Annotated in this window: 17 protein-coding genes and 1 pseudogene; 11 read left to right on the top strand and 7 right to left on the bottom strand. The window is 64.1% G+C overall.

The features are described 5' to 3' along the window. Nucleotides 1–2 precede the first annotated feature (2 nt). Together Q0687_RS08380 and Q0687_RS08375 are read right to left on the bottom strand one after the other, a co-directional pair. Entirely contained in the window at nt 3–1388 is a 1386-nt protein-coding gene (locus Q0687_RS08380) for an ABC transporter substrate-binding protein (protein WP_298874395.1), read from the bottom strand. Nucleotides 1389–1620: 232 nt separating this feature from the next. Further along, nucleotides 1621–2559, bottom strand: a complete 939-nt coding sequence (locus Q0687_RS08375) for a LysR family transcriptional regulator (RefSeq protein ID WP_298874392.1) — start codon at nt 2557–2559, stop codon at nt 1621–1623. Between the two features lie 119 nt (nt 2560–2678). On the opposite strand from Q0687_RS08375, the gene Q0687_RS08370 reads away from it, so the two are divergent. Both Q0687_RS08370 and dctA read left to right on the top strand, forming a co-directional pair. Next, a complete protein-coding gene (locus Q0687_RS08370) occupies nt 2679–3752 on the top strand; it encodes a 4-oxalomesaconate tautomerase (RefSeq protein WP_298874389.1) in 1074 nt (357 codons plus the stop codon). A gap of 52 nt (nt 3753–3804) precedes the next feature. Continuing rightward, nucleotides 3805–5187 (top strand): C4-dicarboxylate transporter DctA, encoded by a 1383-nt coding sequence (dctA, locus tag Q0687_RS08365; RefSeq protein ID WP_298874386.1) that lies wholly within the window; start codon nt 3805–3807, stop codon nt 5185–5187. Nucleotides 5188–5208: 21 nt separating this feature from the next. Here dctA and Q0687_RS08360 read toward each other — a convergent pair whose 3' ends face one another. Then, on the bottom strand, nt 5209–7098 hold the full coding sequence (locus Q0687_RS08360; RefSeq protein ID WP_298874383.1) for an AsmA family protein: 1890 nt from the start codon (nt 7096–7098) through the stop codon (nt 5209–5211). A 295-nt stretch (nt 7099–7393) separates the two neighbouring features. On the opposite strand from Q0687_RS08360, the gene Q0687_RS08355 reads away from it, so the two are divergent. From Q0687_RS08355 to Q0687_RS08345, 3 genes are read left to right on the top strand one after another with little or no spacing between them, the layout of a single operon-like run. After that, nucleotides 7394–8131, top strand: coding sequence for a CoA transferase subunit A (locus Q0687_RS08355; protein WP_298874381.1), 738 nt, complete (start codon nt 7394–7396; stop codon nt 8129–8131). Continuing rightward, nucleotides 8131–8781: a CoA transferase subunit B gene (locus Q0687_RS08350; RefSeq protein ID WP_298874378.1), complete on the top strand. Its 651-nt coding sequence runs from the start codon at nt 8131–8133 to the stop codon at nt 8779–8781. Before Q0687_RS08355 ends, Q0687_RS08350 begins: the two co-directional genes overlap by 1 nt. A gap of 21 nt (nt 8782–8802) precedes the next feature. Next, nucleotides 8803–9438, top strand: coding sequence for a GNAT family N-acetyltransferase (locus Q0687_RS08345; RefSeq protein WP_298874375.1), 636 nt, complete (start codon nt 8803–8805; stop codon nt 9436–9438). 214 nt (nt 9439–9652) lie between these two features. Here the strand turns inward: Q0687_RS08345 and Q0687_RS08340 are convergent, their stop codons facing one another. Beyond that, nucleotides 9653–10528, bottom strand: a complete 876-nt coding sequence (locus Q0687_RS08340; protein ID WP_298874372.1) for an SUMF1/EgtB/PvdO family nonheme iron enzyme — start codon at nt 10526–10528, stop codon at nt 9653–9655. Between the two features lie 52 nt (nt 10529–10580). Beyond that, nucleotides 10581–11678, bottom strand: coding sequence for a copper-containing nitrite reductase (gene nirK, locus Q0687_RS08335; RefSeq protein WP_298874369.1), 1098 nt, complete (start codon nt 11676–11678; stop codon nt 10581–10583). 263 nt (nt 11679–11941) lie between these two features. Between nirK and hemN the strand changes: the two genes are divergently transcribed. Next, nucleotides 11942–13294, top strand: a complete 1353-nt coding sequence (hemN, locus tag Q0687_RS08330) for an oxygen-independent coproporphyrinogen III oxidase (RefSeq protein WP_298874366.1) — start codon at nt 11942–11944, stop codon at nt 13292–13294. A gap of 73 nt (nt 13295–13367) precedes the next feature. Beyond that, nucleotides 13368–13565, top strand: a complete 198-nt coding sequence (locus Q0687_RS08325) for a DUF1858 domain-containing protein (RefSeq protein WP_298874365.1) — start codon at nt 13368–13370, stop codon at nt 13563–13565. Nucleotides 13566–13650: 85 nt separating this feature from the next. Here the strand turns inward: Q0687_RS08325 and Q0687_RS08320 are convergent, their stop codons facing one another. Then, the gene (locus Q0687_RS08320; protein WP_298874362.1) at nt 13651–14358 is read right to left on the bottom strand and encodes a Crp/Fnr family transcriptional regulator; all 708 of its coding nucleotides are present in this window, start codon (nt 14356–14358) and stop codon (nt 13651–13653) included. Nucleotides 14359–14488: 130 nt separating this feature from the next. Between Q0687_RS08320 and Q0687_RS08315 the strand changes: the two genes are divergently transcribed. Both Q0687_RS08315 and Q0687_RS08310 read left to right on the top strand, forming a co-directional pair. Next, on the top strand, nt 14489–15700 hold the full coding sequence (locus tag Q0687_RS08315) for an NnrS family protein (RefSeq protein ID WP_298874360.1): 1212 nt from the start codon (nt 14489–14491) through the stop codon (nt 15698–15700). Nucleotides 15701–15807: 107 nt separating this feature from the next. After that, nucleotides 15808–16125 carry an antibiotic biosynthesis monooxygenase gene (locus tag Q0687_RS08310; protein ID WP_298874358.1) on the top strand — a complete coding sequence of 106 codons (318 nt, stop codon included), beginning with the start codon at nt 15808–15810 and terminating at the stop codon, nt 16123–16125. A 12-nt stretch (nt 16126–16137) separates the two neighbouring features. On the opposite strand, the gene Q0687_RS08305 is transcribed toward Q0687_RS08310, so the two are convergent. Then, entirely contained in the window at nt 16138–17175 is a 1038-nt protein-coding gene (locus Q0687_RS08305; RefSeq protein ID WP_298874357.1) for an AraC family transcriptional regulator, read from the bottom strand. Nucleotides 17176–17370: 195 nt separating this feature from the next. Here Q0687_RS08305 and Q0687_RS08300 point away from each other — a divergent pair, with 195 nt between their 5' ends. Further along, complete coding sequence (locus tag Q0687_RS08300) at nt 17371–17991, top strand: response regulator (protein WP_298874355.1); 621 nt, start codon at nt 17371–17373, stop codon at nt 17989–17991. A 189-nt stretch (nt 17992–18180) separates the two neighbouring features. After that, a pseudogene (locus Q0687_RS08295) lies at nt 18181–19869 on the top strand (mucoidy inhibitor MuiA family protein). Nucleotides 19870–19939 lie beyond the last annotated feature (70 nt).

Below are 19939 nucleotides of genomic sequence, written 5' to 3'. Positions count from 1 at the left end.
GTTTAGCCCGCGACCTGCTTGATGCGGGCGATCATCTCGTCGACGGCCTTGTCCACCGGGACCTTCTCCGAAACGACGCGGTTCATCGCCTTGGCCCAGACGTTCTCGTTGTTGAGGATCGTGAACTTCCAGTTCTTGGTGAAGTCGAACGGCGCGGTGCCGCCGGTGAACTGCGCGTACACGGCCTTGCGGTGCTTGTCAGCCTGCCAGAACGGGCTTTGCTGGCTGGCCTTGGTGACCGGGAACCAGCGGCCGAGCGCACCCTCGATATACGGGCGGACGTTCTCTTCCTGCAGCAGGAAGCTGATGAACTGCTTGGCCTCGTCCTTGTTCTTGGCCGCTTTGAAGATCAGCCCGGTCTTGACGTCGGAGCGGTAGCGGATGGTCGAACCATCCGGGGCCTTCGGGAAGGACGCCGTGATGATGTCCTGCTCATAGGCCTTCTTGCCGGCGTCGCGCTGCTCTTGCGTCAGCGCCTGGTTCTGCGAGTCCTCGTACCATTTCGCCGCGATCGAGATCGTGAAGTTGTGGGTCATCACGATGGTCTTGTTGTGGAAGGCGACGTTGTTGTCCGGATCCTTCCAGGTCGTCGAGGACGGCGGCGTGCAGCCCTTGATGTAGGTGTCGGTATAGTCCTTCATCGCCTTGATCAGGCCGTCGCGGACCTTGGGGTCGTCGACCAGAAGCTTGCCGTCGTCGTCGACCAGCTTGACGTGATAGGCGTCCATGAAGGTGTAGAACGACTGGAAGGCGTCGGTGGATTCCACGCCCATCGGCTGGCCGACGGCATAGATACGCTGGCCGGTCGCCTTGCGGATCGCCGGCTGCACCTTGTCGCACCAGAACGACCAGTAGCCGGTCCAGTCGGTCGGGATGTCGCTTTGCTTGAAGCCGGCCTTCTCCAGCATGTCATTCCAGATCTGGACATGCATGCTCTGCTGCTTCAGCGGAAAGCCGTAGTACGCCTTCTTCTTGGCGACGTCGTCATAGAGCTTCGAGGCCTCCAGCGTGTTCGGCGCGAACCGGTCCTCGATCGGCTTCATGACGTCGGTGAGGTCCTCGAGCTTGCCCTCGAAGGCCCACTTGCCCTGCGCCTGCACGTCATAAGTGTCGGAATAGGCGACGTCTGGCACGGTGCCGGCGTCGAGCGCGGCGACCGTCTTCGGAATCATGTCCTGGATCGCGTACTGCGACAATTCGACCTTGATGCCGGTCTTGGCCTCGAACTTCTTGATCGTCTCGAGCAGCGCGTCGTCTTCGGAGCGGTAGAAGCCCTTGCCCCACCAGACCGTAATCGTCTTTTGCTGCGCAAAGGTGGGTGCAGTGGCGGCGAACAGCCCAACCGCAGCGACCGCCAGTGACACTGCGCCAATAACCTTGGATCTCACGTTTTTCTCCCTCAAACGGCCGGAGTTTTTAACCGGTCGTATAAAACACTAGCGCATGGGCGCTATCCGATCTAGCGGCATGTTGTCAGACCTAGGTCGAGGGTTGCAGGGCTCTCGGAGATGCTTAACGCTCGTATCGATCCAATCGCCGCATCGATTCCGGCTGATCAATTCGCCTCGGGCGTTTCTGTGGGCCATGCAGTTCCGCACACCTGCTCGTCGCCAGTGGCACCTACTTCAAGCGGGACGTGCGCGGCTTGCCTTGCCCGCCGGTCACGGGAGGAGCGCGCCATGCCTCCAGAAGCATCTTCAGAAATTGGCTGGCATGAGGGGATAATGTCGCCTCGCGTCTGCGCACGATGCCGATCGTCCGCGACACTTCCGGCTCGACCAGACGGATGGTGTGAATGATCGGATGGCCGGCAGCGGGCGTCGCCAGTTTCGGGAGCACGGCGATGCCGAGGCCCGCTTCGACCAAGCCAAGCGAGCCGGAGAGATGTGCGACCTCGTAGGACCAGTTTAGCTGCAACCCCTGTCGCGCCAGCGCATTGTCGATCAATGCGCGATTGCCGCTGTTGCGACCGACGGTGATGACCCGGTGCGGCACGATTTCCGACCAGCTGACTTGCTTGCGCGATGCCAGTGGATGGTCATGACGGCAAGCCAGCACGAAGGGATCCTCGACCAGTTTCTCGAATTCGATCTCGGCATGCGAAGCCCCGATGAAATTGATGCCGAAGTCGACCTCGCCGCGTGCGACCGCCTCCAATCCTTCGTTGGCACCGATGTCCAGAATCCGAATGCGAATGCGAGGGTACGCGTCGGCGAACCGGCCGATCGCGCGCGGCAGGAAATAGAACACCGCCGTCGGCACCGCAGCCACCGAGACCAGGCCCGAACTTCGCGCGCCGATATCGTGGATCGCGAGCACCGACGTCTCGAACTCGTCGATGAGGCGGCGCACCTTCGGCAGCAGGTCCCGGCCAGTCATGGTGAGATTGACATGACGCGTCGAGCGTTCGAACAGCGGCGCTCCGAGACTTTCTTCGAGCTTCTGAATGCGTCGGCTGAGCGCCGGCTGAGACAGGTTCAGCGCCTTGGCGGTGCGCACGAAGCTTCCCGTCTCCGCGACGCTGATGAATGCCCTGAGGTCGAGCAGTTCCGCGTTCATGGCCCCATCCCGAAATTATACCAATATACGCATTAATACTTCAGATATTTGCATTTTACAGAAGAGTTGCAAGAGAGGATGTTCGGTTCGAGCCAAGAATCTCGCCGAACGGAACAGCCATGAACGATCAGATTGCCATTCCCTGTGTGGTCATGCGCGGCGGGACGTCGCGCGGGCCGTTCTTTCTGAGCCGCGATCTTCCGGCTGATCCCGCATTGCGCGATGCGGTCCTGTTGTCCGTGATGGGAGGCGGACACGATCTTGGAATCGACGGAATCGGTGGCGGCAATGCGGTTATCAACAAGGTCGCGATCGTTGGCCCGGCAACAGTACCCGGGGCCGATGTCGACTACCTGTTTGCCCAGGTTCGTGTTCGTGAAGGGATCGTCGACACGTCGCCGAACTGCGGGAACATGCTGGCGGCCGTGGGGCCGTTCGCGATCGAAGCAGGGCTCGTCGCCGCCAGCGGAAACCGAACCCATCTCCGCATCCACAATGTGAACACCGGCAAGCTGATTGATGCGACAGTTGCCACCCCCGGAGGGAAGGTGACTTACGAGGGTGAGGCGCGAATCGACGGCGTGCCTGGAACGGCCGCACCTGTCGAATTGTCGTTTCCAAATGCCGCCGGTGCACGGACGGGCCGCCTGCTGCCGACGGGGCGGCCGACCAACCGCATCGAAGGGATCGATGTAACCTGCATCGACGCGGCGATGCCGGTCATGCTGGTCCGCGCCGCAGATCTTGGATGCACCGGCCGCGAGGCCCCTTCCGATTTCGCCGACAGCGGCTTCCGCAGGCGTCTCGAAAGTCTGCGGGTCGAGGCCGGACGCCTGATGGGCTTTCCGGATCCCGGGTCAATGGTGATCCCGAAGCCGATTCTGATCGCGCCTACCAGCGAGGCGACGTTGAGCACGCGATACTTCATGCCGCACGACTGCCATAGCGCGCTGGCGGTCACTGGCGCCGTCGCGCTCGCGACGGCGTGTGTCACGCCAGGGACGATTGCGGCGGAGATGGTCGGACCGCTGGTGCCGCCGGTCGCGATCACGCTCGCCCATCCCTCCGGCCAGCTCGTCGTCCGATTGGAGCCTGGGCCGATCGCCCGAGTGCAGCGGACAGCCCGGCGCATCTTCGAGGGCCAGGTCTTTGCGCGCCGGTCGCACGTGCCGCATTCGATGCTGGCGGCCTGAGACCTGCCGCCTCCGCCGCGATCAAGAAAATAGAAGCATGGGAGAAGCGAGAATGCACAAGGAAACTTGGCGTGGACACGGAAGCACCGAGGCACGGAAGCCATTCTACCGGGTTCTCTACGTCCAGGTCCTGATCGGAGTCTTGCTGGGCGTCGCCACGGGCCATTTCTGGCCCGAATTCGGTGCCGCTCTAAAGCCGTTCGGCGACGGCTTCGTCAAGCTGGTCAAGATGATGATCGCACCGATCGTGTTCTGCACCATCGTGAGTGGCATCAACAGCATCAGCGATTCCCGCGAGGTCGGCCGCACGCTGGTGAAATCGATGGCGCTGTTCTATCTGCTGACCGCGCTCGCGCTGCTGGCCGGACTGGCGGCTGTATCCCTGATCCAGCCGGGAGCAGGCATGCATGTATCGGTGAGTACGCTGGATCCGTCGGTCGCTGCCAAATTCACCAAGCAGGCGGCTGCGACCGGATTTGCGGACTTCATGCTGCACATCATTCCACATTCATTCTTTGGAGCGTTTGCCGATGGCGAGGTCCTGCCGGTCCTGCTGGTCGCCATCCTGATCGCTTTTGGCTTGAGCCGTGCCGGCGATGAGGGGGCCGCGGTGACAAAGGCCATCGCCTCGTTCTCCCACGTGCTGTTTGTGTCGTTCGGCTTCATCATGAAGCTCGCGCCGCTCGGGGCCTTCGGTGCCATGGCGTTCACGGTGGGACGTTACGGCGTACGTTCGATCGGCTCGCTCGGACTGCTGATCCTGACCTTCTATGTCGCCTGCTCCGTTTTCGTCGTCGTCGTCCTCGGCATGTTGGCGCGGCTGAACGGCTTCAGCCTGTGGAGGACCATCCGCTACTTCAAAGAGGAATTGTTGATCGTGCTCGGCACGTCATCGTCCGAGCCGGCGCTGCCTGGCGCACTGCGCAAGCTGGAGCAGCTCGGATGCCAAAAAGGCGTATCGGGGCTCGTCTTGCCGATGGGCTACTCGTTCAATCTGGACGGCAGCGCCATCTATCTCACGCTCGCTTCCATTTTCATCGCGCAGGCTTGCGACATTCACCTGTCATGGGGACAGATCGCGGCCATGCTCGGATTGATGTTGCTGACGTCCAAGGGGGCAGCGGGCGTCACCGGGAGCGGCTTCGTCGCACTTGTCGCGACTCTCACCGTGATGCCCGATCTGCCCGTGACCGGCGTGGCGCTGCTGGTTGGCATCGACCGGTTCATGTCGGAAGCGCGGGCCCTGACCAGCATGATCAGCAATTGTGTTGCCGCCATCACCGTTTCACTGTGGGAGAACGCCTGTGACCGCGAGGTGCTGGCCCGTGAACTCGGCCAAAGCGGCGCCTCCGTCGCCCCTGTCGGAACGAGGACCGGAGCAACATCGGTGCGCGAGGACAAGGGCTGGATCGCGACCACGCAATCGGCCGCTTGACGGCGCGTTGCCTCGGCCGCGTTAATTGGACTTGGCGCCCTCTTTGGCGTTTTCCGCCGTCGGCGATCCCTCCGGCGCCTGCCGCTTGCCGCCGGTGATGCGTTGCTTCAGGAGATCGAGGAACGGAGATGCCGCCGGCGAATGGCGGATCAGGGCCTCGGGATCGGGGAAGATCAGCGGATCGTCCCAGGGCCCCTGCACCATGAAGGGCAGTTGAAAGCCGGACGTCGTGTTCAGGCTCGCCACACCCTTCATGTCGTATTCGCGCGTCGGCACCGACGCGGTGCCGGTGAGCGTGATCTTCGCCGCCGGTCCCTCGATGCGGATGTCCTCGGCGGTGGCGATTCCGTCGGCGAATTTCACCGCGATGGTGAGGTTGTCATAGGGGGTCGTGCCGTTGCGGAAATTGCCGCCGCCGGACAGAGGCCGGCGCTCCAGCCGCTTCAAGAGTTGCTCGGCGTTGAAGCCCGAGATGGCGCCGTCGTGTCCGGTCACGGAGGCGGTGCCGTCGAGCGATTGCACGAGGCCAAACGGGCTCGAACCGGAGGCGGCCAAGGACACGTTGACGTTGCCGCGGCCGGACAATTTGTTGAGGCCGAACAGTTCGGAGGCGCACGCCTGAAGATCGACGTCGGTGAACTGGAATTGCGCCTTGATGTCGGCGACGGTGTCGGACCGCGAGATGCCGAACGAGCCCTTGGCGATGCCGCCATAGATCTGGGCCTCGCCGACCGAAAGCGCCAGCGTGCCGTTGCGCAAATTGGCGCCGATCGCGGTGCGGCCGAGCCTGGTCGGGCCGACCGTCAGCTTGGCCGCCGAGAGGCGCATGTCGAGGTCGGTGCTCGAAAGTCCGTTGAGATCGAACAGTTGCCTGTTCCAGTCGCGTGCGCCGCTCGCGAGCAGGCGGAAGGTGGAGATATAGGGCGTGAAGTCGAGTGCGTCGGCGGCGAGCGTCGCCTGCAGGGTCTGCCGGCCGTTATTGGCATAGGTCATGACGCCTTCGGCGGTGTTGCCGTCGAGCTCGACATTGACGTTGGTCAGCGCGATCGAGGCGCCAACGACATTGGCGCGCGCCTTCAGCGCGAAGCGGCCGAATCCGCCGCTGCCGGGCTGCGGCTGGCCGGTCCAGCGCAGCGCGTTGCGCAAGGACGGGCTGTCGATGGTGAGCGTGCCCTCCATCATCGGGCTGGTGCGGTTGGCGACGCTGCCGTCAAAGGCGAGCTTGAGCGGCGCACTGGCGATGCGCGCCTTCAGGCCGGAGCGCTCGCCCGAGAGCGCCGCGACGAAATCGGCAAAGCTGATCGAGCCGTCGACGCGCTCGCCGCGCCAGTCGAACTGCCCGGTCGCGGCGAAGGAGCGCGAGATCGAGGGCCAGGCCAGCGACAGGTCGATGTCCTCGAACTTCTCGGTGGCATTGGTGGCGACGTCCACATAATCGAGCACGCCGTCCTGGATCCTGATCTCGGAGAACGAGACCTGGTTGTCGGCGCCGGGCTTCATCGTCCGCGCAATGGTCTGGATGAAGGGCGTCCAGTTGCTCTCGCCGTCCGGCTTCAGGCCGACATGGATATGCGGCCGCAGCAGTGTCAGGTCGGCGATCTCGAAGCGTTGCAGCAGCAGCGGCAGCAGCCGAAGGTTGGCGGTGAGCACGTCGACATGGAGCGCGGGGTCCGCGGTGCCGCCGCCCTTGAGGCCGACGTCATGGAAGGAGATGTAGCTCGCCGGCAGCACGGAGATGTCGATGTTGCCCGCCACGCTGAGCTCGAGCCCGGTGACGTCGCGGATCTGCGCTTCGACCGCCTTGCGCAGCGCGTCGCGGTTGATGAGCCAGGAGGTCGCGATCAGGGCGATCAGCGCGACGCCGAGCAGCGCCGCAATCGGCGTCCCGAGGCGCTTCATTCCTTGGGCCATGGTCAATGGCATGTCCTGATCGGGTTGGTCGTTTGAGCCGGAAAGGCGGGGCCGGAAACCTGCGCGCCCCGCGCCCAAGATCCTGCCCAAGCCCCGTTATGTTAAGTGCCGCAACTTGATGGGTTTTCTTGTCGCTTTCAAGGCCGCGGACGGTCCTGCCCACCGCGTGGGCAGCTTCTAGCACCGCCCTTCGGAACGGAGAACCCCGTATCATTGACGGCTTCGGACGATTTCGCCTAATAATCGCCGCCAATAAGGGCGCGACGCCTCTCAGGTTTAAGTCGAGGGTTTTTGCATGAACAAGGTCTATCCCGACGCCAAATCGGCGCTCGAGGGCGTTCTCAAGGACAACATGATGATCATGTCCGGGGGCTTCGGCCTCTGCGGCATCGCCGAGGCGCTGTCGGATGCGATCCGCGACTCCGGCGTCAAGGGTCTGACGGTCGTCTCGAACAATGCCGGCGTCGACGGCATCGGCCTCTCGCGCCTCCTGGAAACCCGCCAGATCAAGAAGATGATCTCGTCCTATGTCGGCGAGAACAAGCTGTTCGCGCAGCAATTCCTGGCCGGTGAGCTGGAACTCGAATTCAACCCGCAGGGCACGCTGGCCGAGCGCATCCGCGCCGGCGGCGCCGGTATTCCGGCGTTCTACACCAAGACCGGCGTCGGCACGCTGATCGCCGAGGGCAAGGAAGTGAAGGAGTTCGACGGCGAGAAGTACCTGATGGAGCGCGGCCTGTTCGCCGACCTCGCCATCGTGCACGCCTGGAAGGGCGACACCGCCGGCAACCTGGTCTACCGCAAGACCGCGCGCAACTTTAACCCGATGATGGCGACCGCCGCGAAGGTCACGGTGGCCGAGGTCGAGCACCTGGTTCCCGCCGGTGAACTCAACCCGGATCACATCCACACGCCCGGCATCTTCGTGAAGCGTATTATCGACGTCGGCACCGCCAAGAAGCGCATCGAATTCCGCAACACCCGTCCGCGCCCAGCGAGTGCGCCGGCGGCCGGCACTGGAGTTGAAGTCTGATGGCCTGGACCCGCGAACAAATGGCAGCACGCGCCGCGAAGGAACTGCGTGACGGCTACTACGTCAATCTCGGCATCGGCATCCCGACGCTGGTTTCGAACTACATCCCCGACGGCATGGACGTCAGCCTGCAGAGCGAGAACGGCATGCTCGGCATGGGCCCGTTCCCCTACGAGGGCGAGGAAGACGCCGATCTCATCAACGCCGGCAAGCAGACCGTGAGCGAGCTGCCGTCGACGAGCTATTTCTCGTCGGCCGATTCCTTCGGCATGATCCGCGGCGGCCACATGGATTTGTCGATCCTCGGCGCCATGCAGGTGGCCCAGAACGGCGATCTCGCCAACTGGATGATCCCCGGCAAGATGGTCAAGGGCATGGGCGGCGCGATGGACCTCGTCGCCGGCGTCAAGCGCGTCGTCGTGGTGATGGAGCATTCTGCCAAGGACGGCGCCAAGCTGCTGAAGACGTGCAATCTGCCGCTGACCGGCGAGCGCGTCGTCGACATGGTCGTCACCGATCTCGCCGTCTTCACCATCGACAAGCACGGTGACGGTGGCATGGCGCTGATCGAGCTCGCCGACGGCGTCACGCTCGACGAGGTCAAGGCCAAGACCGAAGCCGAGTTTCGTGTGGCGCTGAAGAACAGCTGAGGTCTTCGCAAGGGGGCGCGCATGACGATACGGTCTGCGCGTCCCGACGACGCCGATTTCATCGCAAAAACCATCCTGCCATCGCAGCGCGGCTACCGGCCGCGCGGCTGGTTCGACATTGCGCTCGGCTGGCCGGAACAGCAGTGCCGCGATTTCATCGCGCGCATCGCGACCGCGCAGGCCGTATCGATGTGGCACCACCAAAACTTTCTGATCGCCGAATGCGATGACCGGCCCGCCGCTGCGCTCTGTGCCGTGCCCGCGGCCGGCACCGGACCGGCGGCATGGGCTGCGATCGCAGAGGTCGGCGCAGCGACGGGGCTGACGGCGTCCGAGCTGGAGGCAATCCGCCGACGCGGCGCCTATGTCCGGGACTGTTGGGTTCAGGGCGGCGAGGGGGATTGGATGATCGAGCATGTCGCGACCGATCCTGCCTATCGCGGCCGCGGTCTCGTGCAGGCACTCATCGGATCCGCACTGGCAAAGGGAAGGGCAGCGGGCTTCCGCCGTGCAACGATATCGTTCCTGATCGGCAATGCGCCCGCCGAGCGCGCCTATGCCAAGGCCGGCTTTGCCTTCGCGGAAGAGAAGCGCGATCCCGCGTTTGAGGCGCTGATCGGCGCGCCGGGCTTCCGGATGTTCGCGCGGGAGATTTGACCTCGCCGCACGAACGGTGACGATTGAACGCGAGCGTGTGTTCCAAACCCGTCATTGCGAGGAGCTCGCGACAAAATTGCGTAGCAATTTTGCGCTGATGCGACGAAGCAATCCAGGCTGTCTCCGCGGAGGGATTTCTGGATTGCTTCGCAGCGCTCGCAATGACGGAGTATGAGGCTTCGCCAACGCTATTCCAATTCGCGCGTCAAATTCGCTACGATCTCGCCCACACCTTTGCCCACCGCATCGACACGTTCGCGACCCAGGATCGCTCCTCGCGCACCAGGCGGAAGCCGAGATTGGCGGGCGGCACGCCCTGCGCGCAGCCGCCGGCGCGGGCGTCGCGGATGAAGTCGGTGACATAGGCGCGGTGCGCGCCTTCGGCGACGCGTACACCGCAATTCACGGTCGGACGGCCGGCATGGCCCGCCTCGTCGACGCGCGAGCGCACGAAGCAGGTCGAGGTCCACTCCCAGACATTGCCGGCGAGATCGGACACGCCGCGCTCGTTGAGGCCGAACTTGCCGAAGGGATAGGCATTGGTGTCGGAAAGGTCGCGTTCGGATTCGCGCTCGTAGCGGCTGATCCAGCGTTTTGCCGGGTTGTCCGCGTCTGCGGGAGCGCCGTCGTCCTTGAAGCGGGAGCCCGCCGCGAAGGCCCATTCGGCATCGCTGGGCAGGCGGTAATGGTGGCCGGTCTTGCGCGACAGCCAGCTCGCATAGGCTTGTGCATCGTGCCAGCTCACCTGCACCGCAGGACGGTCAAGCGCGATCGCGACGCCGCGATCGAGCGCGCGGCATCCGCCATCCTGTACGCAAAGCTGGTAGTCCGCCGAGGAGACCTGCTCGCGCATGACATGCAGCGGTTTCGTGAATTGCAATTTGTGCAGCGGCGCCTCGGCCTGCTGCCCGCCGCGGATGAAATCGCCGGCCTCGCGATAGACGAAGCTGCCTGCGGCGATCTCGACGATCGCAGGCTCGCCCTGCGTGCCGCGCGTTGTCATCTCGGACACGATTGGCGCAATGGCCAGAGGTCCAGCGAAGCCGGCGGCGCAAGCGAGCAGCAATTTGAGCTTGAATGCAATCAGCATGGTCGTTTCCCGAAACAAGAAGGGGCCGGTGGTGGCCGGCCCCTCGTCGCCTCTAGTTCGTGTTGGCGGCCGGTATGTCCGCAGGCGCCTTCACCTGGGTCATCAGATCGTCGTTCCACTTGCCCTCGACCTTGAAGTGCGCGGTGGCGCCGAGGTCGGCGGCTTCGATCAGATTATGCGTGACATAGGCGTAGATGCCGGGTTGCAGGAACTTGTACATCGCCGCTCCCGCGGAGCCGCCGCGGATGAACCAGGTCTCGAGCCCCGTCTCCGGCGGGTTGGAGAATTTTCCGGTCTCCCAGACGTAATCGCCATGGCCGCCGATCAGGTGCGGACGGCTGTCGCGGTTGGCCTGCGAATGAACGATCAGGACGTTCTCGCCGACATTCGCCGTCAGCGCGTTCTTGCCGGTGAGAGCGCCGACCTTGCCGTTGAACACGACGTGGGAGGGGATGAGCTTCTTCATCACCTCTTCGGTGTCGGTGAAGGCTTCGCCCGGCGAGTCGTAGGACTTGAAATTGCCCTTCTCGTCGCGCGGCACGTACATGTCCTGCTCGCCGATATAATAGACCTTGTCGTATTTCAACGCGTGGCCCTTGCCGTCGTTCAATCCGTCGCGCGGCAGCACCATCACGGCACCGTTCATGCCCGAGACGACGTGCCAGGGAATCATCGGGCCACCCGGTGCGCAATGATAGACGAACACGCCGGTCCGCGTGGCCTTCCAGCGCAGCACGACCTGCTCGCCGGGGTTGATCAAAGTCAGCGCCGCGCCACCGAGTGCGCCGGTCGCGGAGTGGAAGTCGATGTTGTGCGGCATGGAGTTGGTCGCGGGATTGACCAATGTCACTTCGACATAATCACCCTCATGCACGACCATGAGCGGGCCAGGCATCGAGCCGTTGAATGTCATGGCCTGGAAGGTGGTGCCCTTCTCGTCGATGACGACCTTCTTCTCCTCGATGGTAAGCGTGAACTCCATGATCTTGGGGCCCTGCTTGGTCGCCTGCTCGTGCGCATGCACGAAGGGCGGGGCAACCAACTCCACCTTCTGCCGCGGCAGGTTGAGATCGTTGGCGGCGAAAGCGGGTGCTGCCAGCATCAGGGCGGTCGCGGCGGCGCTGATCAATGCGGCTCTGCGGGTGAACATTTGGAAGCATCCTTCATCTGAAAAGGGTTTTGATGACGGATGCAGTGTGCGCCTGTTGCGGCAAGCGTGTTTGCGCTGCGACAAGCTTTTGCTGGAATAGGCTCCGGTGAATTCCTTAAGGGCGGCGCCGAACGTCACTGGGGTCGCGATCCGGCGAGCTGGACTTTGAGCAAGCGCAAGGCCGACCGGCGGAAAACAGGTCATCCTCTGCGATCCAAGGTTGCTGCGACTGCAGGCAGCATCAATTTATGAATGGGTAACATATGAGGACCGACCTCGCAGCGAGCTATGGCGAAGAGAGATTGCCGCGCTACACGAGCTACCCGACCGCGCCGCATTTCTCGCCGCAGATCGGTGCCGGCACCTACTCGCGCTGGCTGTCCGAGCTTCCCCCGGGCGCCAGTGCTTCGCTCTATTTGCATGTGCCGTTCTGCCGCGAGATGTGCTGGTACTGCGGCTGCCATACCCAGATCGTCCGCCGGGATGAGCTTGTCGCGTCCTATCAGCGCACTCTCCTCAGCGAGATCGCGCAGGTCGCGGACACCATCGGTCGCCGCATCAATGTCGAGCACATTCATTTCGGCGGTGGTACGCCGACGATCATGGCGCCTGAGGCCTTTGCCGAGATGATGGCGGCGATGCGCCGCGCCTTCTTCGTACTGCCCTCGGCCGAGATCGCGGTCGAGATCGACCCGCGCACCCTGACATCAGAGATGGTCGAGGCCATACGCCGCTCCGGCGTCAATCGCGCCAGCCTCGGCGTGCAAAGCTTCGATCCCGTCGTTCAGCGCGCGATCAACCGCGTGCAGAGCTATGAGCAGACCGCCTCCGTCGTCGACAGGCTTCGGCAGGCCGGCATCGGAGGAATCAATTTCGATCTGATCTACGGCCTGCCGCACCAGACCATCGCATCTTGCCTGGACACAGTGCGCCGCTCGCTCGAGCTCGAGCCCGACCGCTTTTCGGTGTTCGGCTACGCGCACGTGCCTGATTTCAAGAAGCACCAGCGCATGATCGACGAGATCCATTTGCCGGACGGTCTTGCACGCCACGACCAGGCCTGCGCCATCGCCAACGCGCTGAAGGAGGCCGGCTATGTGCAGATCGGCCTCGATCATTTCGCAAGACCCGACGATGCCATGGCCGTGGCTTACGCGCAGGGGACGTTGCGGCGCAATTTCCAGGGCTATACCACCGACCAAAGCGAGGTCCTGCTCGGCTTCGGCGCCAGCGCAATCGGACATCTGCCGCAGGGCTACGTCCAGAACGAGGTGCAGATCGGCGCCTATCAGCAGAGCATCGCAGAAGGTCGCCTCGCCACCGCGAAGGGCTATGAGCTTACGGACGACGATCGGCTGCGTGCGGATATCATCGAACGGATCATGTGCGAGTTCGGCGCCGATCTCGGCGACATCTGCGCACGCCATGGCACCGAGCCGGGGACGATGCTGCAATCGGCGTCGCGGCTGAAGTCGCTGATCTCGGACGGTGTGGTGAGGTTGGAAGGCCACCGTCTGGCGGTCGCGAACGACTCGCGCTTCCTGGTCCGCAGCGTCGCCGCCGCATTCGACGCGCATCTGGATTCGGGCAGGCAGCTGCACAGCCGGGCGGTGTAGTAGCGGCCAGCTTGCGCTCCAACAAAGAACCTCCGGCCAACCCCGTTATCGTCAGCTCGGAATGGAGTTGTCCATGCCCTTCCGATCTGACGATCTGGTCGATGATATCATGCGCAACGCGCCGCACACGATCCGTGTGTTTCTCGCCTTCAGGATGGCCTGTGTCGGCTGTCCGATTGCGACCTTTCACACCGTGGACGACGCCTGCCGCGAGCATGGCATCGACAGCGACAAATTCCTGACGGCGCTGAGTGATCACGTGCCGGCGTGAGAGGAATCGGAATCTGCACAGGGGTGTGCGGATTCCCGGGTGAGGGAGCGCTTTCGCCGTAAGCGAATGCGCCCTCACCATATCGTCAAGCGCCGCTGTCTGGGTTCCGCTCCGCCAGCACGACGATCTTGTGCGGCTCGCGCAGGATGATGCGTTGCCGGCCGCTCTCGACGAGACCCTGGCTCTCCCATCCGCTGAGGATGCGGCTGACCGTGTGCAGCGTGGTGCCGGTCATCTGTGCGATGTCCTGGCGGCTGATCGGGAAGTCGATCTCGATACCGTGGTCGAGCTTCTTGCCGGATTGATTGGCGAGCCGCAGCAGCGCATGCGCGACGCGTTGCTCGACCTGCTGGGTCGACATTTCCAGGATACGGGTGTGGCTCTCCTGCAGCCGCTTGCCGACGGTCTGCATCGTGTTGGCGGCAAGCGCGGGAAACCGCTCGATCAGACGCGGCCAGGCGCCCGTGGGCCAGATCAGGACGACGCTGTCGTCGACCGCGAGCGCGGTTGCCGGGTAGTGCGCGGCTCCGATCGCCATCGCCAGCCCAAACGTCTCGCCGGGCGCGACATAGCGCACCACGATCTGCTCGCCGGTCGGCGTGGTCTTGGCCGCACGGACATGGCCGTGCAGCAGCAGGAAAAAGGATTGTGCCTCCGCGCCCTGCTCGAAGATGGCGCTGCTTCTAGGATAGCGAACCGAGCGGGCCTCGCGCAGAATTTCGTCGAGGTCCTCCGGCTTGACACCGGCAAACAGCGGCAAATGCGCAACCAGCGATGTGTCGACCTTGGCCATTCCGCCTCCTTGGCATCGGAGAGTGTGATGGCACCTGCAATCATCCGGCAGTTTGCGATAGCGCAAGAACGGACCAGCTGCGCGGCAGTATTTTTCCAGGCAACAGTCTGAAACTCCTGGAGTTGTTGCGATGGCCGGCGTTCGATCTCGTGATTTTCAGGGCTGGCCGCTGTTTGCGAACAGCTTTCGGCCCTTCTTCCTGTTCGCTGCCATTCAGGCCGGGCTGTCGATCCTGGTCTGGCTGCCCATGTTTTATGGTGAACTGTCGGTCATTTCAGCCTTTGCGCCTCGGGACTGGCACGTCCATGAGATGCTCTACGGCTTCCTGCCGGCCGTCATCACCGGGTTTCTGTTCACCGCGATCCCGAACTGGACCGGGCGGCTGCCGATCCAGGGCACGTCGCTGGGTGCGTTGCTGGTCGTCTGGCTGGCCGGACGTGCGGCGGTGGCCCTGTCAGCCGAGATCGGCTGGGCGTTCGCACTTGCCGTCGATGCCGCCTTCCTGGCGCTGGTGGTCGCGGCTGCAATGCGCGAGATCATCGCGGGCGGCAATTGGCGCAATCTGCCTGTCGTAGGGCTCGTGCTGGTGCTGCTCGGTGGCAACGTCGCCTTCCATCTCGAAGCGCATTTCAGCGGTGCGGCCGATATCAGCATCCGAATCGGCATCAGCGTGGTCGTGCTGCTGATCTCGCTGATCGGCGGTCGCATCATTCCGAGCTTCACCCGCAACTGGCTGGTCAAGTTCAATCCCGGTCGCGTGCCGGTGCCGTTCGGACGGTTTGACGGCGTGGTGATCGGATTGAGCGCGCTGGCGCTGATTGCATGGATCCTGATCCCCCTGAACCTGATCGCTGGCGCGGTGATGGCGCTGGTCGGTATGCTGCATCTGGTACGGCTGGCGCGTTGGGCCGGCGATCGCACCACGCGCGAACGGCTGCTTGTGATCCTGCATATCGGCTACGCCTTCGTGCCATCGGGCTTCCTTCTCAACGCCCTGGCCGGCTTCGGCGTGCTGCCGCCGAGCGCGGGCATCCACGCCTGGATGACGGGGGCAGCCGGGGTCATGACGCTCGCGGTGATGACGCGCGCGAGCCTCGGTCACACCGGGCAGGCGTTGACGGCCTCGCTTGCGACGAAAGGCATCTATCTCGCGATCATCGTTGCGGCGCTGGCGCGCGTTGCTGCCGTGCTGTTGCCCTCGCATAGCGATGTGCTGCTGCATATCGCCGCCTGCGGCTGGATCGTCGCGTTCCTCGGCTTTGCCGTCGCATTCGGCCCGCTGCTGTCGGGCAACCCCCGGCTCGCGCTGGCCACCAGGGGCATGCCGGCCCCAGCCCGCTGAAAGTTCTGGTAGCGGTGTAACAAGCGCCGTCATCGGTCCGAACCTATCATTCGAGCTGCGTCTGCTGTTTACTTGGCGTGGAAGCGCGAATGAGGAATGGATCGAAAATGATCGGCGAAGTCGTGGTGATCGGCGGCCTGAACCTGCGGGATGGCGTGTCGCTCGAGGAGTATGGTCGGCTCGGCGAGCGCATGTACAACATTGTCAGCAGTATTCCGGGCTTTCTCTCCGTCAAGTCATTCAAGGCCGACGACGGTGAGGAGCTGACCGTGTTTCGCTTCGCGTCGGAGGAGGCACTCGAGGTCTGGCGCACCCATCCGGAACATGTCGAGGCGATGAAGCGAGGACATGCGGAATTCTATGCGAGCGGCCGCTTGCAGATCTGCAAGGTCATCCGCGAAGTCGGCCCGTTCGAGCACGCCTGATGTGCGCGTGAGCTAGGCCGCGGTGGCCGGTGCTACACCGGCGGGCTGTGCCTGTGGCCGCACACCCCGCCGCCATTCCGTGATGGTGCAGCCGAAGCGACCGCGAAACCAGCGGGCCATGGCGCTTTGCGCGGAGAAGCCGAGCTGTGCGGCAATATCCACCAGCGGCCGGTCGGGATCCTCGATCAGCTGGATCACGAGATCGGCGCGTTGCGCCTCGAGGATCGCCGAGAAGCTGGTGCCTGATGCGGCGAGGTGGCGGTGGATGGTGCGGCGGGTGCAGGCCAGATGCGCGGCAACGCGCTCGACAGTACAGTCGCCGCTCGCGAGCAGACTGCGCACGACCTCCTCGACCTTCTCCTCCCAGCTTGCGGGGCGGTGTTCGATGGCCTCGATCCGCTTGCGTAAGTAGCTCGCGATGAGGGGATGCGCGCTTGGAACGCGGCGCTCCATGTCGTGTGCCGACATCAGGATCGCGTCCTCGTCCGCGTTGAAGATCACGCGGCAACCGAAGAAGTCGCGGTAGCGTTTGCGGTCGTGCGGCGGCGGGTAGTGCAGGTGAACCTCGTGAGGCCGCCAGTCGCTGCCGAACAGCGACTGGATGATGCGGTGGATGCTGCCGAGCGCCATGTCGATCGATTGGCGCGGCGCGGTCGGTTGCCGGCCGCGCAGATGCAGCCTGATCGTCACGGTCTGCTTCTCCCTGAGAACGTTGAGCTTCATGCCATCGTGGTGGACATGGATGAAGCGGGAGAAAGCTTCGATCGCCTCGCCGACCGTCGCCTGTTCGCGCACGATCAGGCCGACTGCGCCGAAATTGGTGAGGCCGCCGCGCTCGGCGAGCCGCAAGCCGAAATCTTCGGCACCTGACTCCGCTGCCGATATCTCGAGCAGGCGACGCAGGGCCGGGACAGCGATGGGCGTATCGGGCTTGTCCAGGATGGTCAGCGGCAATCTGACCTTGCGCATCATCTGCCTGGGGTCGAGCCCGACCGACCGGGCGACCTCCGGATAACTGCTCAAGCCTGCACTGCGAATGAGGTCGGTCATGCGACCAGTTCCTGTCAGCCATTCCCGCAGATGTCCCGAAATGTAAAGTTTCTGTCCCGATCCGTCAAATCCCGGAACCGGATGGAACATACATAAGGGAAAGCGCGGGCGCGAATGCCGTGCTGTTGACGGCGGGGCGCGATGAGGCCCCCGGCCGTCGCTTCCCATTTGACCAAGACATTGCTGGATCTGGATATGCCGGGAAACACGTTTTCCAAGGGTGAGGTATTTGTCATTGAAACCGACGCCGCCGCCCGCGAACTATTGTCCGACGCGCTTCAAGAGAGCGCCTATGACGTGATCTGCTTCGCCGACGGCGCTTCGCTGCTGTCGGAAGCAAAAGCGCGAATGCCAGCCTGTGTGCTGCTGGAGATGCCGCAGGATCGCTCCGGCCTCGACGTGCTCAAGCGCCTGCGCGAGGAAAATTGCATGGCGCCGGTGCTGGTGACGTCAGCGAACGGCAGCATCGCCATGGCGGTGGATGCCATCAAGAGCGGCGCAGCTGACTTCATCGAGAAGCCGTTCCGCACCCACGATATCGTCGGCCGGATCGACGCCGCAATCGACGAGTTTGCTCAGCCGGAACCGACCAGGCACTGGTGGTTGCCTGGTTGCGAGCCCCTGACCGCGCGCGAAAATGACGTGCTCACGCATCTGGCCGCCGGCCTCACCAACAAGGAGGTCGCCCGCCGCATGCATCTGAGTGCGCGCACGGTCGAAGGCTATCGCGCCAGCATTCTGAAGAAGGCCGGCGCCAAGAACGTGACCGATCTGCTCCGTCGCATCTTCGGCCAGGGTTCACCCAGCCAGGTCTGAGCTCGGCGCTTGCGACGAGCTTGTGCCGCGGCGCGACGACGCGTTCCGCGGCCATGGTGCCGCCGCAGCGGCGCCTAATGGAAACCCCAATCGAACCGGTTCCTTCCCTGCCGCGTCTCACCACGATGGCGTGGCATGTTTTCGCAGCGTCCGGCTGGCGACGCAGCGATATCGGCAGGGAGAAGTTTGATGCGCATCACCGCAAGATGTCTGGCAACGACGAGCCTGGTCCTGGTGACCACGGCACTCGCCGCGCCCTCATGGGCCGCCGATGTGGACGCCACATCGGCGATCGACACCGTCACCGTCTATCCTGATGGCGCGACGGTCACGCGCGTGATCGCGATCGACCTCGCCTCCGGGGATAGCACGCTGGTCGCAAAGGATTTTCCGCTCTCGCTTGATCCATCCTCCTTGCGCGTCGAGGGCGAGGCCGGCGCAAAGCTCACCATCGGCACCATCGACGCGCGGCCGCCGCGCGCGGCGCCGCCGGTCAATCTTCCCGAGCTCGACAAGCGCATCGAGGCGCTCAAGGACGAGCGAGCCGATCTGCAAGGCGCGATCGATGCGGCAACCGCCCGGCGCAAATTCGCCGAACGCTTTGCCGAAGCCTCACCCGCCGGCCTCGGCGAAAAAGGCGAGGCGCGGCCGATCACCGAGTGGCGCGCGGCCTTCACCGCCGTGGCCGAGGAAGTCGCGGCCGCAGATTCCGCGATCCGCGATGCCACGCGAAAGCAGCGCGAGATCGACCGCCAGATCGCGCAACTCGAAGCCGATCGTTCGGCCAAGCCACCGAGCAAGCTCGAGGTGCGCATCGACGTCGCCTCCGCTGCCGCGACCAAGGCGACGCTGCGCGTGACTTATGCCGTCCGCAACGCGCGCTGGCTGCCGCTCTACGACGCCCGGCTCGACAGCGGCGCCAAGGACCGCAAGCCGCAGCTCGAGCTGGTCCGGCGCGCCGAGGTCACGCAGTCGACGGGCGAGGATTGGTCCGACGTCTCGCTCGGCGTTTCCACCGTGCGCATCGCTCGCGGCGGCAGCGCTCCGGAGCTGGGGTCGCTGGTGGCGCAATATCCCCAGGTGCCGAAGCCGCAGATGGACTTGGCGATGCCCGCGCCGGCATCGGCGCCTTTGTTGCGAAAGATGGAGCCCCAGCAGCAGGCTGCCGGGGGACGGGCCAGAGAGGATATTGCCTCACAGATCCAGCGTGCCGAAGAGCAGCAGGCGGCCGCCGAAATCGGCGGCTTCCAGGCCACCTTCAGGATTCCCGGCCGCGTCAGCCTTGGCGCCGCCGAGGGCGCCAAGAGCTTGCGTATCGCCTCGATGAGCGTGCCTGCTGATCTGTCGGTGCGCGCCGCACCGGTGCAGGACCCCACCGCCTTCCTCGAAGCCAGCTTCAGGCAGACCGACGAGGCGACGTTGCTGCCAGGCAAAGTCGCGATCTACCGTGACGGCGTCTTCGTCGGACGCGGCAAGCTCTCGGCATCAGTCAAGGACGACATCGTGCGGCTCGGCTTCGGCGCTGATGACAAGGTCAAGATCGAGCGTGCGGTGCTGAAGCGCAACGAAGGCTCGGCCGGCCTGATCGTGACGACATCGAAGACCGACGAGCGCGCCTTCAAGACCACTGTCTGAAACGGCCACGACTTCCCGATTCACGTCGCGATCGAGGACCAGCTGCCGGTCAGCGAGAATGACGAGATCGTGGTCGAGATGCTGCCCGCGACCACGCTGCCCACGGCAAAGGACATCCGCGACAAGCGCGGCGTGCTGGAATGGTCGTTCGACGCCAAGCCCGGCGAGGTCCGCGACATCAACTTCGCCTGGCGCGTTCGCTGGCCGAAGGACAAGAGCATGGTGATCGTGCCGTCGGGCTAGGATGCTGGCTCTTCCCCGCTCCCGCATCAATCTCGCTGTCATGCCCCGCGAAAGCGGGGCATCCCAGTAC

This window comes from uncultured Bradyrhizobium sp. (assembly GCF_936928535.1).
Lineage (GTDB): Bacteria > Pseudomonadota > Alphaproteobacteria > Rhizobiales > Xanthobacteraceae > Bradyrhizobium.
The sequence above is the reverse complement of the archived record's forward strand: the minus strand, read 5'-3'. Positions and strand labels throughout refer to the sequence as shown.

Coding starts and splice junctions, on each gene's coding strand:
- Q0687_RS08300 (WP_298874355.1), top strand. CDS start 17,371: ATGCCGGGAAACACGTTTTCCAAGGGTGAGGTATTTGTCATTGAAACC.
- Q0687_RS08310 (WP_298874358.1), top strand. CDS start 15,808: ATGATCGGCGAAGTCGTGGTGATCGGCGGCCTGAACCTGCGGGATGGC.
- Q0687_RS08325 (WP_298874365.1), top strand. CDS start 13,368: ATGCCCTTCCGATCTGACGATCTGGTCGATGATATCATGCGCAACGCG.
- Q0687_RS08360 (WP_298874383.1), bottom strand. CDS start 7,098: ATGGCCCAAGGAATGAAGCGCCTCGGGACGCCGATTGCGGCGCTGCTC.
- nirK (WP_298874369.1), bottom strand. CDS start 11,678: ATGTTCACCCGCAGAGCCGCATTGATCAGCGCCGCCGCGACCGCCCTG.
- Q0687_RS08370 (WP_298874389.1), top strand. CDS start 2,679: ATGAACGATCAGATTGCCATTCCCTGTGTGGTCATGCGCGGCGGGACG.
- Q0687_RS08320 (WP_298874362.1), bottom strand. CDS start 14,358: ATGGCCAAGGTCGACACATCGCTGGTTGCGCATTTGCCGCTGTTTGCC.
- Q0687_RS08350 (WP_298874378.1), top strand. CDS start 8,131: ATGGCCTGGACCCGCGAACAAATGGCAGCACGCGCCGCGAAGGAACTG.
- dctA (WP_298874386.1), top strand. CDS start 3,805: ATGCACAAGGAAACTTGGCGTGGACACGGAAGCACCGAGGCACGGAAG.
- Q0687_RS08305 (WP_298874357.1), bottom strand. CDS start 17,175: ATGACCGACCTCATTCGCAGTGCAGGCTTGAGCAGTTATCCGGAGGTC.
- Q0687_RS08315 (WP_298874360.1), top strand. CDS start 14,489: ATGGCCGGCGTTCGATCTCGTGATTTTCAGGGCTGGCCGCTGTTTGCG.
- Q0687_RS08375 (WP_298874392.1), bottom strand. CDS start 2,559: ATGAACGCGGAACTGCTCGACCTCAGGGCATTCATCAGCGTCGCGGAG.
- Q0687_RS08355 (WP_298874381.1), top strand. CDS start 7,394: ATGAACAAGGTCTATCCCGACGCCAAATCGGCGCTCGAGGGCGTTCTC.
- Q0687_RS08345 (WP_298874375.1), top strand. CDS start 8,803: ATGACGATACGGTCTGCGCGTCCCGACGACGCCGATTTCATCGCAAAA.
- Q0687_RS08340 (WP_298874372.1), bottom strand. CDS start 10,528: ATGCTGATTGCATTCAAGCTCAAATTGCTGCTCGCTTGCGCCGCCGGC.
- hemN (WP_298874366.1), top strand. CDS start 11,942: ATGAGGACCGACCTCGCAGCGAGCTATGGCGAAGAGAGATTGCCGCGC.